This is a genomic window from Arthrobacter sp. TmT3-37, from assembly GCF_054510835.1.
The window spans coordinates 110,627-124,357 of record NZ_JBTNDU010000010.1; the positions used below are offsets into that span (position 1 = coordinate 110,627).

12 protein-coding genes are annotated in these 13,731 nt (G+C 70.1%); 8 read left to right on the top strand and 4 right to left on the bottom strand.

What is annotated here, in order from left to right; genetic code table 11:
* Positions 1-157: 157 nt before the first annotated feature.
* From ACX80U_RS13240 to ACX80U_RS13255, 4 genes are all read left to right on the top strand, one after another.
* On the top strand, positions 158-1,432 hold the full coding sequence (locus tag ACX80U_RS13240) for an Nramp family divalent metal transporter (protein WP_459268795.1): 1,275 nt from the start codon (positions 158-160) through the stop codon (positions 1,430-1,432).
* A 32-nt stretch (positions 1,433-1,464) separates the two neighbouring features.
* Positions 1,465-1,806 carry a thiamine-binding protein gene (locus tag ACX80U_RS13245; protein WP_208739535.1) on the top strand — a complete coding sequence of 114 codons (342 nt, stop codon included), beginning with the start codon at positions 1,465-1,467 and terminating at the stop codon, positions 1,804-1,806.
* A gap of 301 nt (positions 1,807-2,107) precedes the next feature.
* A complete protein-coding gene (locus ACX80U_RS13250) occupies positions 2,108-4,396 on the top strand; it encodes a C1 family peptidase (protein ID WP_459268796.1) in 2,289 nt (762 codons plus the stop codon).
* On the top strand, positions 4,393-5,433 hold the full coding sequence (locus ACX80U_RS13255) for a hypothetical protein (RefSeq protein ID WP_459268797.1): 1,041 nt from the start codon (positions 4,393-4,395) through the stop codon (positions 5,431-5,433). The genes ACX80U_RS13250 and ACX80U_RS13255 overlap by 4 nt, the downstream gene beginning before the upstream one ends.
* A 6-nt stretch (positions 5,434-5,439) precedes the next feature.
* Here the strand turns inward: ACX80U_RS13255 and ACX80U_RS13260 are convergent, their stop codons facing one another.
* The 3 genes from ACX80U_RS13260 to ACX80U_RS13270 form a co-directional block, all read right to left on the bottom strand.
* Positions 5,440-5,670, bottom strand: coding sequence for a hypothetical protein (locus ACX80U_RS13260; protein ID WP_459268798.1), 231 nt, complete (start codon positions 5,668-5,670; stop codon positions 5,440-5,442).
* Positions 5,671-5,674: 4 nt separating this feature from the next.
* The gene (locus tag ACX80U_RS13265; RefSeq protein WP_133080244.1) at positions 5,675-6,892 is read right to left on the bottom strand and encodes a S8 family serine peptidase; all 1,218 of its coding nucleotides are present in this window, start codon (positions 6,890-6,892) and stop codon (positions 5,675-5,677) included.
* Between the two features lie 120 nt (positions 6,893-7,012).
* The gene (locus tag ACX80U_RS13270) at positions 7,013-8,116 is read right to left on the bottom strand and encodes a trypsin-like serine peptidase (RefSeq protein ID WP_459268799.1); all 1,104 of its coding nucleotides are present in this window, start codon (positions 8,114-8,116) and stop codon (positions 7,013-7,015) included.
* 252 nt (positions 8,117-8,368) lie between these two features.
* Here ACX80U_RS13270 and ACX80U_RS13275 point away from each other — a divergent pair, with 252 nt between their 5' ends.
* The 3 genes from ACX80U_RS13275 to ACX80U_RS13285 all read left to right on the top strand — a co-directional run bounded on the left by ACX80U_RS13275 (position 8,369) and on the right by ACX80U_RS13285 (position 11,683).
* Entirely contained in the window at positions 8,369-8,905 is a 537-nt protein-coding gene (locus ACX80U_RS13275) for a GNAT family N-acetyltransferase (protein WP_244186064.1), read from the top strand.
* A 13-nt stretch (positions 8,906-8,918) separates the two neighbouring features.
* Entirely contained in the window at positions 8,919-9,731 is an 813-nt protein-coding gene (locus ACX80U_RS13280) for a fused MFS/spermidine synthase (RefSeq protein WP_133080246.1), read from the top strand.
* Positions 9,732-9,952: 221 nt separating this feature from the next.
* Complete coding sequence (locus tag ACX80U_RS13285; protein ID WP_459268800.1) at positions 9,953-11,683, top strand: cation:proton antiporter; 1,731 nt, start codon at positions 9,953-9,955, stop codon at positions 11,681-11,683.
* 73 nt (positions 11,684-11,756) lie between these two features.
* Here ACX80U_RS13285 and ACX80U_RS13290 read toward each other — a convergent pair whose 3' ends face one another.
* Positions 11,757-12,659 (bottom strand): LysR family transcriptional regulator, encoded by a 903-nt coding sequence (locus ACX80U_RS13290; RefSeq protein WP_459268801.1) that lies wholly within the window; start codon positions 12,657-12,659, stop codon positions 11,757-11,759.
* A 141-nt stretch (positions 12,660-12,800) separates the two neighbouring features.
* Between ACX80U_RS13290 and ACX80U_RS13295 the strand changes: the two genes are divergently transcribed.
* Positions 12,801-13,601 carry a 3-hydroxybutyrate dehydrogenase gene (locus ACX80U_RS13295; RefSeq protein WP_208741665.1) on the top strand — a complete coding sequence of 267 codons (801 nt, stop codon included), beginning with the start codon at positions 12,801-12,803 and terminating at the stop codon, positions 13,599-13,601.
* The last annotated feature ends 130 nt before the right edge of the window (positions 13,602-13,731 follow it).

Here is a 13,731-nt window from a genome sequence, read left to right on the forward strand (position 1 = left end):
CCGGCTCGGGAGCGAACCCGGTCAGGGTCGGCTCCTGGAGCAGTCGTCGACGCTCGACGCCGTCCGGGCCGTCGCGCTGTCCGGCACCGGGCCCGGAACTGCTCAGGGCCCTTGCTAAGCTTCCGACGGGATCATTCCGACTTCGAGGGAGCAGGCAGTGGCGGAGAGTGCACGGGCGGACGTCGACGGTCTCGAGAAACCGAAATGGCGGATCGTCGGGCCCGGACTGCTGGCAGCGGCGACCGGCGTCGGCGCGGGTGACCTCGTCGCCACGCTGATCGCGGGCAGCCAGTACGGGTACGCGCTCCTGTGGGCGGCGGTGATCGGCTGCGTCCTCAAGATCATCCTCGTCGAGGGCGTCGGCCGCTGGTACCTCGCCACGGGCAAGACCATCTTCCAGGGGTGGCGGACCCTCGGCGTCTGGACCAGCTGGTACTTCGGCCCGTACATCGTCATCTGGGGCTTCGTGTACGGCGCGACGGCGATGAGCTCCACCGCGTTGCCCCTGCAGGCACTCTTCCCTGCGGTCCCGCTGAACGTCTTCGCGGTGGCGTCGGGCCTGATCGGCCTGGCCCTGGTGTGGTTCGGCCGGTACGGGCTCTTCGAGAAGATCATGACGGTGATGATCGCCATCATGTTCATCTCGGTGGTCGGTTCCGCCGTCCTCGCCCTGCCGAACATCCCGGCGATGCTCACCGGACTGGTGCCCACCCTGCCCGCGGGCTCCGTCTTCTACGTCCTGGGGCTGGCCGGCGGCGTCGGAGGCACCATCACCCTTGCCGCCTACGGCTACTGGCTGCGGGAGAAAGGGTGGAACCGGCCCAGGTGGATGAACGTCATGCGGGTGGACAACACCGTGGCCTACATGGTGACCGGGATCTTCGTGGTCTGCATGCTCATCCTGGGCGCCGAGCTCCTATACACCGCCAACATCTCGCTCCAGACCGGCGACCGCGGCCTGCTCGACATGGGCGAGGTACTCGAGGACCGCTACGGCGTCGTCTGGGCGAAGGTCTTCCTCATCGGTTTCTGGGCGTCGTCGTTCTCCTCGCTGCTGGGCGTCTGGCACGGCGTCAGCCTCATGTTCGCCGACTTCTGGGCCAACTTCCGCAAGAAGGCCGACGACCTCTCCGACGACGACGCTCCCGGCGCCACCAGCAAGCCGGCCCGTGCCTACATGCTGTGGCTGACGGTCCCGCCGATGCTGCTGCTGCTCATCGGACGCCCCTTCTTCCTGATCCTGCTCTACGGGGTCCTCGGCTCCCTCTTCATGCCGTTCCTCGCCATCACGCTGCTCGTCCTGCTGAACAGCACACGTCTCGCGAAGCAGTGGCGGAACAAGTGGCTGTCGAACGTGTTCCTCGCCATCACGACCGTCGTGTTCCTCGTCCTCGGCGCGAACGAGCTCGTCAAGGCGGTCGCCGGAGGCTGACCTCCGGCGGGGGCGCGTGCCAGACTGGGACCATGCTCGTAGCCTTCAGCGTCGCCCCGTCCGGTTCCTCCGATCTCTCCCGCGAGAACCCCGACGGGTCGGTGCACGACGCCGTGGCCGCCGCTGTCGCCGTCGTCCGCGAATCGGGTCTGCCGAACTCCACCGACTCCATGTTCACCACCATCGAGGGCGAGTGGGACGAGGTGATGGCCGTGGTGAAGAACGCCACCGAGGCCGTGGGCCGCTACGGCAGCCGCGTATCGCTCGTCCTGAAGGCGGACATCCGGCCGGGGTGGACGGGCGAGCTGACGGGGAAGGTCGAGCGCCTCGAGGCGGCACTCGCCGAGCAGGAGCAGTTCGAGGGCCATTCCTGACGCCTGGTGGGTCCCGCCACCGATCCCCGCGCAGAACCGAACCGGGACCCCGGCGTCCTCACCTCCGGGACCTTCGTCGCGACTCACCCGCGTGAAGTCGCGACTCACCCGCGTGAAGGGGGCTCGTCCAGGCCGTGCTGCAGAGTCCGCGGGACTGGCGTCCCCGGTCCACCGCGTGCACCGACCCCGCAGGCACCGCCTCCGGTCGGACGGCCGGTAACGGGGTAGTAACAGAGGTGGTGATACTCCTTCGTCATGCGGTGGCCCGCAGGCAGGCCGCCCGAGGAGATGGAGGCCCGCGGTGCCGAAAACGCTGCCAGCCGGAGTGGTCGAGTTCAACGGGGCCACCTTCCGGGCGAACGTCATGCCCGATGTCTTCGATGCGAGGGACCTCGAGTACCGGCCACGGCTTGCTCCGTTGCCCGCCGTGCTCGACCGGCGACCCCCGGGCACGCTCGTCCTGAAGCAGGAGGGTAATTCCTGCACGGGGCACGCCCTCGCAGCGATGATCAACACGGTGGTGACGGCGAAGGACGCCCCCGACGGGGTGAGCCCCTACATGCTCTACCGGATGGCGCGGCGCTATGACGAGTTCGACGGCGAATCAGACGAGGGATCCTCACTCAGGGGAGCCTTGAAGGGTTGGTTCTACCACGGGGTGCTGCCCGCCGCGGACTGGCCGGGGCTCCTGGACGACCCCGATCTGGACGGCGATCCCGTCCTCAGCGACAAGGCGTTCGCCCGTCCGCTCGGCGCCTTCTACCGCGTCCACGCCCACCGGCTCGACGACATGCAGTCCGCGATCAACGAACTGAACGTCATCGTCGCCTCGGCGCTGATCCATACCGGCTGGATCCAGCCGACCGGGGTGGCCAAGCCGGGGAGGTCGGACGTGCACCTGATCGAGCGGACACCGGGGGCCGGCCAGCTCGGCGGCCACGCCTTCGTGATCGTCGGCTACAACGACATCGGGTTCCTCGTGCAGAACAGCTGGGGGACCGAGTGGGGCTCCGGTGGCTTCGCGACGCTGCCCTACGACGACTGGCTGGACTCCGCCTACGATGCCTGGGTAGCCCGGCCCGGGGTACCCGCCGTCATCCGGACCAGGGACCGCACGAAGACGGTCGAGGGGACCTCCGGCGCACTCGTCCGCGGGGCCGGACCGGACCTCGTGCGGCTCTCCCGCCACGTGGTGAACCTCGGGAACGACGGGAAGCTCTCTGATACGGGTCGTTTCACCAGCAGCCCCCGGCAGCTCGACCGGATCATGCAGCGCATGGACGAGTACCACCGCTTCTGGCAGGAGAGCGATCCGGCGGGAGGACGGCCCGTGCGGCGCGTGGTCCTGTACGCACACGGCGGTCTCGTCGATGAGCGCTCGGGACTGGCGAGTGCGCAGGCCCAGCTGAACTGGTGGCTGAACAACCAGGTGTACCCCATCAGCTTCGCGTGGCAGAGCGGCCCGGTGGAGACCATGATCAACCGGCTGGACGACCTCATCCGCGGCAAACTCCCGTTCGGCAGTATCGGGTTCGACCTCATCGAGCAGGCCGATCGTTTCGTCGAGAAGTTCGCCCGCGCGAACCTGCGGTGGATGTGGGCCGAGATGAAGGAGAACGCGGCAGCCGCCTCGCGCCCCCTGCCACCGGAGGGGGCCGAACGCGGAGCGGCCGGCGACGAACAGGCAGGGCTCCCCGGTGCCTCCCTCCTGGTCCGGCGCCTCGCCGACTACGCCAGGGCGACCGGTGGCGACGACCTCGAGGTCCACCTCGTGGGGCACAGTGCGGGTTCCATCTTCACCGCGAACCTGCTGCCCAGGCTCCAGGACGAGGGCGTGCCCGTCGCGTCCCTGACCTGGCTCGCTCCGGCGATCCGCCTCGACGAGTTCGACCGTGCGGTACTGCCGCACCTGGTGTCGGGACACGTCCGCAGACTCGCCTCCTTCGGCCTGGGCGACCACCAGGAGATGAACGACGTCGTCGGTACGGGGAAGGTCAGCATCTACCAGAAGTCGCTGCTCGTGCTCGTCTCGCACGCCCTGGAGAGCGGCGCAGACAGCCGGAGCGGTGGGGAGGTGCCGCTGTTCGGCATGGAGCGTTTCCTGACCAGCCCCCTTCAGGGCTCCACCCTGGCCGACATCCTGCCGACGCTGCCCGCGGAGCTGGTGTTCTCTCCCAGCGAAGGACCGGCGGCCGCCCATTGCGCGGCGACGACCCACGGAGGATTCGACAACGACGCCGCGACGATGACGTCGGTCCTGCTCCGGATCCTCGGTCGTCAGGACGTGGCCGAGCGCACCCGGTTCGAACCACACACGCCGTTGCTCGATCCCGCCCCCGCGATGGGCCGGCGGCCGGAAGCATCCCTCTCCGCACCTGCCCGCGTTGTCGTCGTCGAGCACGCGGGAACGGTCCCGGTCACGCGAATGGCCGCACCCCAGCCCGACCACGTGAGCGTACCTGCCTCGAACGGTGTACTGCCCGAGGAGCACTTGGCGCCGATGACCAGCAGCCCCGTCATGGATGCCCTCACCCGCGACGGATGGGCTGCAGCACCCGCTCACCCGCGAAACGATGCGCCACCACGATGAGCTCGCGCCAGGCACCTGCACAGCTTCCGTTCGGCCGGCCGACCAACTCCACGTGGCGTGAGCACACGGTCGCCAGTGCGGCCCAGGTCCGCACCCTCGCTGCCTGGCTGACGAAGATCGACCCGCCGACTGCAGGCAATCCCGCATCGGGCGCCGGGAACGCCGTCCTGGATGCTGCGATCGCCGGTCACCTCGACGAGGCGATCAGGATCGCCGCGAACCGATCACCGATACTTCAGGTCTCCTACAACGGCGCCAGGGTCGAGCGCGCGCTGAGCCACCTCGAAGCCGCGCAGGTCGCCCTCCTACGACGGGCACCCGTCTGGTTCGTGCAGTCCGAACTGCCGAACCTCCAGGCGCACGCACGCCAGCACCTGCCGCCCACCGATCCCCAACGGGCGGTCATCGAGCGGGCCGCCAGGACATCGCCCCAGGCGGCGGCCCTGGACGAGGCCACCCGCATGGCGGTGGTGTCCGCCTACCGGGCGGCGTGCTTCGAGGCGCGCCAGGAGTTCTCCCGTGTACGGAGCTTCCGGAACATCCTCCTGATGAGTGCCCTCGTCCTCACCGTCCTGGCTGTGGTGCTCGCGGCTGCGGGCTGGATCCGCCCGGAGGAATTGCGCCTGTGTTTCGGGGCGCCCGACCAGGTGGCCTGCCCCACCGGATCCGAGGCGCGTCCCTGGGACATGCTGTTCATCGAGTCCTTCGGCCTCATCGCTGCGGCGGTATCAAGCTCCGCGGCACTACGCCACGTACGGGGGACCTCGACGCCCTACGGGCTGCCCCTCGCGCTCGCGGTCCTGAAGCTGCCGGCCGGAGCACTGACAGCGGTGCTCGGCCTGCAGCTGATGCGCGGCGGGTTCGTGCCGGGCCTGAGCGCACTCGACACCCCCGCTCAAATCGTCGCCTGGGCGATCGTGTTCGGAGCCGCTCAGCAACTCTTCACGGGCCTGGTGGATCGCCAGGCCCAGACCGTCCTCGACGACGTCGGTGGGAAGGACGGCGCGAAGGACGGCGGGAAGGCGGCGGGTGCGTGAGGTGGGCTACTGGACGGCGTCGCCCGGGGAGGGCAGCCGATAGGTCAGCTCCTCGTCCACCGCGGCCACCCCGTCGATCGTGCCGAGCCCGGCCAGGAGAGCGGCCGTCACCGAACCGGTGATCATGCCGAGTCCGGGCAGCACCCGGTCGACCACCATGCCGCGGAGGCCGAGCTGCTCTGCGACATGGTGGATCGATGGGCGGTGCTCGTCGTCGACCGTCACGGTGACCTTCATGCGGCTATTCCTGCGGCGCCATCGCAAGCCCCGAACCGACGTCCACCGACGGTGCCTGCAGTCGGGAACTCTCCTGCACCAGCACGGACCACAGCTCCCGCCCCCGGTATCCGGTGGCTTCGGCCCACAGTGCCGCGATACCCGCGACGTGCGGCGTCGCCATGCTGGTCCCGCTGATCGTGTTGTAGCGGTCGGGCATCAGCCAGGAGGAGTGCACCCGGTAGCCGGGACCGGCGATGTCTACCTGCCCACCGCGCACGGGTAGTGTCCGCGCCGAGAAGTACGCCAGATCCAGTTGCTCGTCGAGTGCACCCACCGCGAGGATGAACGGACTGTTGGCGGGTGCGCCGACGAAACCGAAGTCGTTCTGGCGCCGGTCCGCGTTGTTCCCGGCCGCCGCGATGATCAGCGAACCCTGGTCGAGCACCCGCCGCCCGATGGCGGTGTACGGCGGATGAACCTGCGCGATATCGGCTCCGAGGGACATCGAGATCACGGCGCAGCCGTTCACCAGCGCCCACTCGATGCCGGCGATGATTCCACCGTCACTGCCGGAACCGGAGTTGCTGAGCACCTTTCCGGCGTAGATGTCGGCTTCGGAGGCCACGCCGTAGCCCGGTCCTTCACGGGAGGAGCGCGGCCCGCAGGAGGTGCCGATGCAGTGCGTTCCGTGCCCGTGCCCGTCCTGCGGGTCCTCGCCGGGGATGAAGGACTCGACCGTGACCTGACGGCCCGCGAAGTCCGGATGCGACGAATCGAAGCCGGTGTCGAGCACCGCCAGCCTGATGCCCTTGCCGGTGCGGGGGGACGTTGCGGCGCCGGTCGCCTGGAGGCCCCACGTGAAGTGCTCGGTGTCCTGGAACAGTGCCGAGGGTGGGCTCAGGGTCCCCTGCGACAGCGCGTGGTGCACGAGTTCCGGCGAGATGGACTCGATGTTCGACTGGTCCGACGACATGCGCAGCGCCCCGGCTTGCTGGGGATCCGCGGTGACGACGGCGACGCCGAGGGAGGCGAACACCGTGGCATCGGCATCGCCGGCCGTCGCCGGGTCGACCGGCCCATGGCCGAAGTCGCGGGAGTCCGCCACGTTGGACAGGCCGGCAGCCGACCTCAAAAAGGCAGGCGGATCGGCTTCGGTCTCGGCGAAGACCACGATGAAGCGTCCGGTGGTTTCCGGTGCCGAGCCGGAGGGCCGGTCGCCGGAGGAATCTGGTTCGATCATGTCACTCAACCTCAGGGGTGTCGGGGTGGATCCTTCAGGGGCAGGAGGAAGTCCTGCGGTTCGGGGCGAGCCCGGAGTCGGCCCGGCTCCCCGATGGCGGGAAACAGGGCTCGCGCGTGCCTACGGCCAGGTGTTGCGCGCCCAGTGCAGCAGGTTCGTCAGCGCATTGCCCCCGGCGGCGACGTTCTGTCGTGGTTCACCGAAGTTGTCCTCGCCGCCCGAGTGGGTGCCGACGATATCGGGAGACCCCCCGAACCACCCGAAGACGGGTGCGCCGCTCTGGCCGCCCTCGGTGTCGGCGCGGTATTCGAGCTCCACGCCGGCGCCGTCGTTGTCGTCGTCGATGATCGGGAAATTGAGGAAGAGCCACGGCCGGTTGCCGCCGTCCTTGTCCCAGGGGTAACCGGGCAGAGTCCACACACTCTGGTCCTCCCAGCCCGGGTTGTAGGTCCGGAAACCGAACCACCCGAGGCTGCTGCCCAGCGCGACATCGAGCCGCATGACCGCCATGTCGTCGCCCTGCGCGTGGCTGCTGTACCCGTGGGCGCCGGTCACCCAGGACGCGGCCCACGCGCCGTGGATGGATGCGCCGTCGTAGAAGGCCGGCACGAAGAGCGCCTTCCAGTTCGCGGAGCCCCAGGGGACCACGTGGCTCGCGGTCAGGATGCTGCGGGCTCCGATCAAGGACGCCGTACCCCACCATGTCCAGTTCGGTGCAGCGGCATCGGTCCAGACGAAGATACGGCCGACGACGGAGAAGGGGTAGGCGTTGGGGTAGTACGCCGACCTGCCGTCGCCCTCGATGACCCATTCCGGGCGGACTTTCGCCCCGTTCCTGCGGACGAGGCGGGTCGGTTCGACCACGGGGGCGAGGACCGGCGTCGGCGCGACGGCGACCCAGTCCGGGATGTAGGAGGAGCCGGCGCTGCCCGCCGGATCCTCCTGGCCCTGCAGATCCGTGACAGCGGCCTCGACATCCGACAGGGTCGACGGTTCCACCGCCTTCACCACGATGCCGAGGACCGTCCCGGGATCGCTGACCGTCATACGCCCTTCCGCGTCGGTGCGGAAAGCGCTGGACGCATCGCCGAGCACAGCCGCGGAGGGCAGGCGGTCGAAGATGAGGTAGTTCCGGGGGTCGTGCAGTTCGGAGGGCGGGTCGCCCTGTTGCGGGCGGGTGCGGGACATGATGCGGTCCAGCGGTTCCGGCGAATCGTTCGTCATGGTCTCTCCTCGAGCGGCGGTGCGTGGGTGCCGGCCATCAGCCGGTCCGTCGTCGCCTGGCGCGACCCGTGGCCTGCACGGGACAGTGAACCAGCCGGAGTTCCCCCGGCTCCTCAGCCGGTCGGCGCCGGAGCGTGCGATCACCCTAGGCCCGACGGCGTTACCGCCGCGTTATGGTCGCGTTACCGGCCGGGCGGGCGCCATGAGGAGCACCACCGCACCTCGGTGGCCTGGGGCCACTAAACTGGGGCAGTGACACAGCCCCTGCTGACGCTTCCCTACCTGATCCGGCCGGCCACGGTGGACGACGCCGAGGCGTACGCGCGTACCCACGTGGCAGGGCTGCACGAGACGTACGAGCAGATCATGCCGCGGGAGTACCACGAGTTCTACGACGCCGAGCTGCCCGCGATGATCGAGCGGCAGCGCGAGGCGTTCCAGCACGCGGAACGCACCCGCGGCAGCGCGCGGAGCTGGCTGGCGTTCGACGACGACGGCGCGCCGGTCGCGATCGCGACCTCCGGTCCTGGACGCGACGAGGACCGCCCCGACTTCGAACTGCACCACATCTACACCCTCCGCTCCACGCACGGGACGGGGCTCGGGCAGCGCCTGATGGACATCGCGATCGGCACACGGGCGGCCTACCTGTGGATCCTGAACGGCAACCCGCGGGCCGAGCGCTTCTACCGCCGCAACGGCTTCGAACCCGACGGCACCTCGATGCTGTGCGGGCCCACCTGGCACCATCGGCCCATGTTCCGCATGCACCGTCCGGACCAGCGATGAGAGGGTGCACCTGATGGCGAAGCCCTCGGGGGCACGACCCGAGATCGGCGAGTTCCCCATCGACACCGGGACCTGCGAGCTCGAACCCGATCCGTACAACCCGAACGGCTGGGTGCTGCGCATCAACGGCGTACCCAGCTCCCACATCGACCTGGCCGATCCGCTGCAGCTCGACTTCGAGTACATGCGCTGGATCGCATCGCTCGTCGATTCGCGCTGGGCGTCCACGGACAGGCTCCGCGTGCTCCACCTCGGCGGGGGAGCGTGCTCGCTCGCACGCCGTTTCGCCGCCTCCCACCCGCAGGCGCGCCAGGTCGTCGTCGAACTCGACGGGCGGCTGGCCGAACTGGTGCGCCAGTGGTTCGACCTGCCCCGGGCACCGCTCGTGCGCATCCGCGTCGGTGAGGCCCGCGCCGTGACGGAGTCGCTCAGCGAGGACAGCCGCGACCTCGTCATCCGGGATGTCTTCGCGGGCGCCGTGACCCCGGTGCCCCTGACGACCCAGGAATTCACGCGGGCCGCCAAACGCGTTCTCGCAGCCGACGGGGTCTATGTGGTGAACTGCGGCGACAGCCCGAACCTCGCGATGGCCAAGCGGGAGGCCGCGACGATCGGCGCCGAGTTCGCGCACACCGTGATCATCGCCGATCCGGCCATGCTGAAGGGCAGGCGCTACGGCAACGTGATCATCGCGGGGAGCGATGCGCCCCTCGGCGAGGATCCGGGGCTGGCCCGGGAACTGCTGGGCGGGGGAGTGCCCGCCCACCTCTGGCAGGACGCGCGGGTGCGGACGTTCTCGGCCGGCGCGCAGCTCCTCGCGGACTGACCGCCCGCGGAGGCGTGCGCGGCCGGCTGCGCGGACCGCGACCGCCATACCGCAGCGATGCCGACCTCACGGGCGGTCCGTCGGGCGCGCTGTCCGGCCCGCCGCTCGACCGGCCGCGCTGCCGGATCGAGCGCCGTAACGCCCCCGGCCCCTCCCGTGAAGGGGCGCCCCCGTCGCGCGTACGGCCGCCGGACGCGGTCCGTCCACACTAGGCTGGCAGCGTGGAACTGGGTCTGCTGGGCATCATCGGGATCGCCGTCCTCGTGGCGGTCGCGGTGCTCTCCAGGCGCGTGGGCGTCGCGGCTCCCCTCATCCTCGTCGTCGTCGGCATCGCGCTCTCCTTCGTGCCCGGTGTCCCGAGCTTCAGCATCCCCGACGAGTGGATCCTGGCGGGCATCCTGCCGCCCCTGCTCTATGCCGCGGCGATCAAGACGCCCGTCACGGACTTCCGCCGGAACGTCACGCCGATCGCCAGCCTGTCCGTCGCGCTCGTCGTGATCTCCGCCTTCGCCACCGGACTCCTCCTCCACACGCTGCTGCCCGGCCTGGGTCTCGCCGCCGCGGTCGCGCTCGGCGCGGTGATCAGCCCGCCCGACGCCGTCGCCGCAACCTCGATCGGCCGCCGGCTGGGCCTCCCGCCCCGGCTGCTCACGGTGCTGGAGGGCGAGGGCCTCGTCAACGACGCGACCGCGCTGGTGCTCCTCCGCAGCGCCATCGCGGCGTCCGCCGGGGCACTGAGCGGCTTCGGTGCGGCCGTCGGTGACTTCGTGTACGCCGTCGTCGTCGCCGTCGTGGTCGGCTACGCCGTGGGCGTGGTCACGGTCTTCCTCCGGTCCAAGCTCGACGATCCGGTGCTCGACACGGCGCTGTCCCTCGCCGTCCCGTTCGTCGCTTTCCTCCCCGCCGAGGAGCTCGGTGCGTCCGGGGTGCTGGCCGTGGTGGTCGCCGGGATCTACACCGGTCACCGCAGCGCGAGCCAGTTCGACGCCCGGGCCCGCATCAGCGACAACGTGAACTGGCGGACCGTGCAGTTCCTGCTGGAGAACGGCGTGTTCCTCCTCATCGGGCTCGAGGTCAGGACCCTGCTGCAGAACATCGACGAGTCCCTGCTGACGGTGCAGCAGACGGTGCTGATCGGTCTCCTCGCGACGCTCGCCCTGATTCTCCTGCGGTTCCTCTGGGTGTTCCCGCTCGTGCTGCTGATGCGGAGACTGCCGAGCCGGGCGGAACGGCGGACGCTGCAGCTGCGCCGCGGTCTCGGGCGCCTCAAGAAACAGCCGACGCTCGACGCCCGGCAGGAACGCCGCAAGCGTGCCCTCACGAGGCTGTACGAGCGACGCCGGGCCGACCTCGAGCTCGAACGGCGGGAGGGGTTCGGCTGGAGGGGCGCCACCGTGCTCGGCTGGTCGGGAATGCGCGGGGTGGTCACCCTGGCGGCCGCCCAGTCCCTGCCGGAGTCGTTCGCCTACCGGGAGCAGCTCGTGCTGATCGCGTTCACCGTCGCCGTCACCACTCTCCTGGTGCAGGGCAGCACCCTGCCCGCACTCATCCGCGTCCTGAAGATCGAGGGCATCGACGCGGACACCGACCGTGAGGAATCCGCCACCCTCTTCGACGAGCTGCGCACCGAGGGGCTGCGTATCCTGGACGACCCGCAGCAGATCGTCGGTGGGGACGTGCAGGTGGACGAGGACGTGCTGGAGCGGGTGCGGACCGACACCGGCATGCGCTCGGAATTCGAGTGGGAGAAGGCGCGCCTGCCGGAGCAGAAGCTGGTGCGCTCACCGCACCGCCAGTACCGGGACCTCCGGCTGGCCGTGCTCGAGGCGGAACGGCAGGCGCTTTTGGCAGCGCGGGCACGCGGCACCTACTCGTCCCGCGTGCTGGCGAAGGCGCAGCGCATCCTGGACGTCGAGGAGACCCGGCTGCGTCCGCGGGGCGGATCGTCCTAGCGCCGTCCGGGTGCTGCCCCGACGCGTGCACGGTCGCCGACATCCGGGAAGAGCAGGCCGGCCGCGACGACGATCACACCTCGCCCGACCGGCCCAGCAACTGCGGCTCCAGCGCCTGCGTCCCCTCCCGCAGCGCCTCCACCACGGCGGCGACGGCGGGTTGACGCAGCGCGTCGGGACGCACCACCAGCCAGTAGTCCAGCTGCTCGGCGACCAGTCCGGGCAGGAGCCGCACGAGGTCCGGATGCCGGTCCGCCATGAAGCACGGCAGGAGGCCGAGGCCCGCGCCGGTCCGCGTCGCCTCGACGTGGACGAACACGTTCGTGGAACTCAGTGCATCTCGCATCGCGGGCAGCAGGCGCCGTGGCGCGTCGAGGCTGTCCACCTGGAGCATCGAGTCGATGAAGTACACGAGCGGATGGGTGACCACCTCCGCCAGGTCCGACGGCGTGCCGTGCTCCTCCAGGTAGTCCCGGGACGCGTAGAGCCCGAGCACGTAGGCCCCGAGCCGCGTGGCCTCGGCCCGGTGCACCTGCGGTTCGCCCACCACCACCTCGAAGTCGAGGCCCGTCCGCGTCTGGGAGGCCCTGCGGGTGGCGGCGACGATCTCGATGCTCAGCCGCGGGTTGCGGGCCCGGAGCCGCGCGAAGGCGGGGGCGGCGATGAACGCGCTGAAGCCGTCCGTGGCACTCATGCGGACGACGCCGGTGAGCGCACCGCCGTCGTCACCGGCCAGCTGCGCGACGGCCGCGGCGACTCCCGCCGCGGCATCCGCTGCCCGCCTGCCCAGGTCCGTGAGCTCCCAGCCGCCCGTGCCACGGGACAGGACGTGCCCGCCGAGGGCCTTCTCGAGGGCCGCGATCCGTCGGGAGACGGTGGTGTGGTTGAGACCGAGGCTGTCCGCCGCCGTGGTGAAGCGACCGGTCTGCGCGACGGCCCGGAGGACGAGGAGATCCTGTGCGTTCGGGGCGGCCATGTGTGCAGTATCGCAGGGTAGGCGTGCCGAAGTGGTCATTGGTCCCACTCCGTCGTGCAGGAATACTCAGGTGGTGTGCGGGGAGCGGCCCCGCCGAGCATGCGCGGAAGGAAAGCCATGAGCCTCGACGAAGCGGCGGCGATGTCCTACATCGGATCCGGGGGCAGGACCGGCACGCAGCCCGCCGGTCGTTCCGAGGGGAGTCTCGGCGGTCGGAGGGCCGTCATCACCGGCGGCGCCAGCGGCATCGGCGCGGCCTGCGCGCGCAGCCTCGCCGCCCGCGGTGCTTCCGTGGTCGTCGCCGACCGCGACGGGCAGGGCGCCGCGGCCCTGGCACAGGATCTGGAGGGGGAGGCTTGGGCCGTCGACCTGCTCGACACCGCGGCCCTCGAAGACCTGACCCTCGACGCGGACATCCTGGTCAACAACGCCGGCATCCAGACGGTCAGCGCCATCCAGGACTTCCGCCCCGACGATTTCCGCCGGATCCAGAAGCTCATGGTCGAGGTTCCGTTCCTGCTGATCCGCGCGGCCCTGCCGGGGATGTACGAGCGGGGTTTCGGCCGGATCATCAACATCTCCTCCGTCCACGGCCTGCGCGCCTCGCCGTTCAAATCGGCCTACGTCACGGCCAAGCACGGGCTGGAGGGTCTGTCCAAGGTCACGGCTCTCGAGGGTGGGGAGCGCGGGGTCACGAGCAACTGCGTGAATCCCGGCTACGTGCGGACGCCCCTGGTCGAGAACCAGCTCGCGGACCAGGCACGCCTGCACGGCATCAGCGAGGACGAGGTGCTCTCGAAGATCCTGCTCACGGAATCGGCGATCAAGCGCCTCGTCGAACCCGAGGAGGTGGCGTCGCTGGTCGCATGGCTCGCGGGCGACGACGCCGGGATGGTCACGGGCTCGTCCTACGTCATGGACGGCGGCTGGTCCGCGCGCTGAACCGCGCACCGACCTGCAGGACCGTCCCCCGGACAGCGACGAAGGAGGTTCCCCCTCCTCCGTCGTTGCCCCCCCTCTTCGCGAAGGTCGCTTTCTCTTCTTCCACCCGGAGGGATTTAGGTGTGGGGAG

Excerpts from the sequence above, each read along its gene's own strand:
- ACX80U_RS13245 (WP_208739535.1), top strand. The coding sequence starts at position 1,465 with ATGCTCGTAGCCTTCAGCGTCGCCCCGTCCGGTTCCTCCGATCTCTCC.
- ACX80U_RS13265 (WP_133080244.1), bottom strand. The coding sequence starts at position 6,892 with ATGATCGAACCAGATTCCTCCGGCGACCGGCCCTCCGGCTCGGCACCG.
- ACX80U_RS13260 (WP_459268798.1), bottom strand. The coding sequence starts at position 5,670 with ATGAAGGTCACCGTGACGGTCGACGACGAGCACCGCCCATCGATCCAC.
- ACX80U_RS13295 (WP_208741665.1), top strand. The coding sequence starts at position 12,801 with ATGTCCTACATCGGATCCGGGGGCAGGACCGGCACGCAGCCCGCCGGT.
- ACX80U_RS13270 (WP_459268799.1), bottom strand. The coding sequence starts at position 8,116 with ATGACGAACGATTCGCCGGAACCGCTGGACCGCATCATGTCCCGCACC.
- ACX80U_RS13290 (WP_459268801.1), bottom strand. The coding sequence starts at position 12,659 with ATGGCCGCCCCGAACGCACAGGATCTCCTCGTCCTCCGGGCCGTCGCG.
- ACX80U_RS13255 (WP_459268797.1), top strand. The coding sequence starts at position 4,393 with ATGAGCTCGCGCCAGGCACCTGCACAGCTTCCGTTCGGCCGGCCGACC.
- ACX80U_RS13280 (WP_133080246.1), top strand. The coding sequence starts at position 8,919 with ATGGCGAAGCCCTCGGGGGCACGACCCGAGATCGGCGAGTTCCCCATC.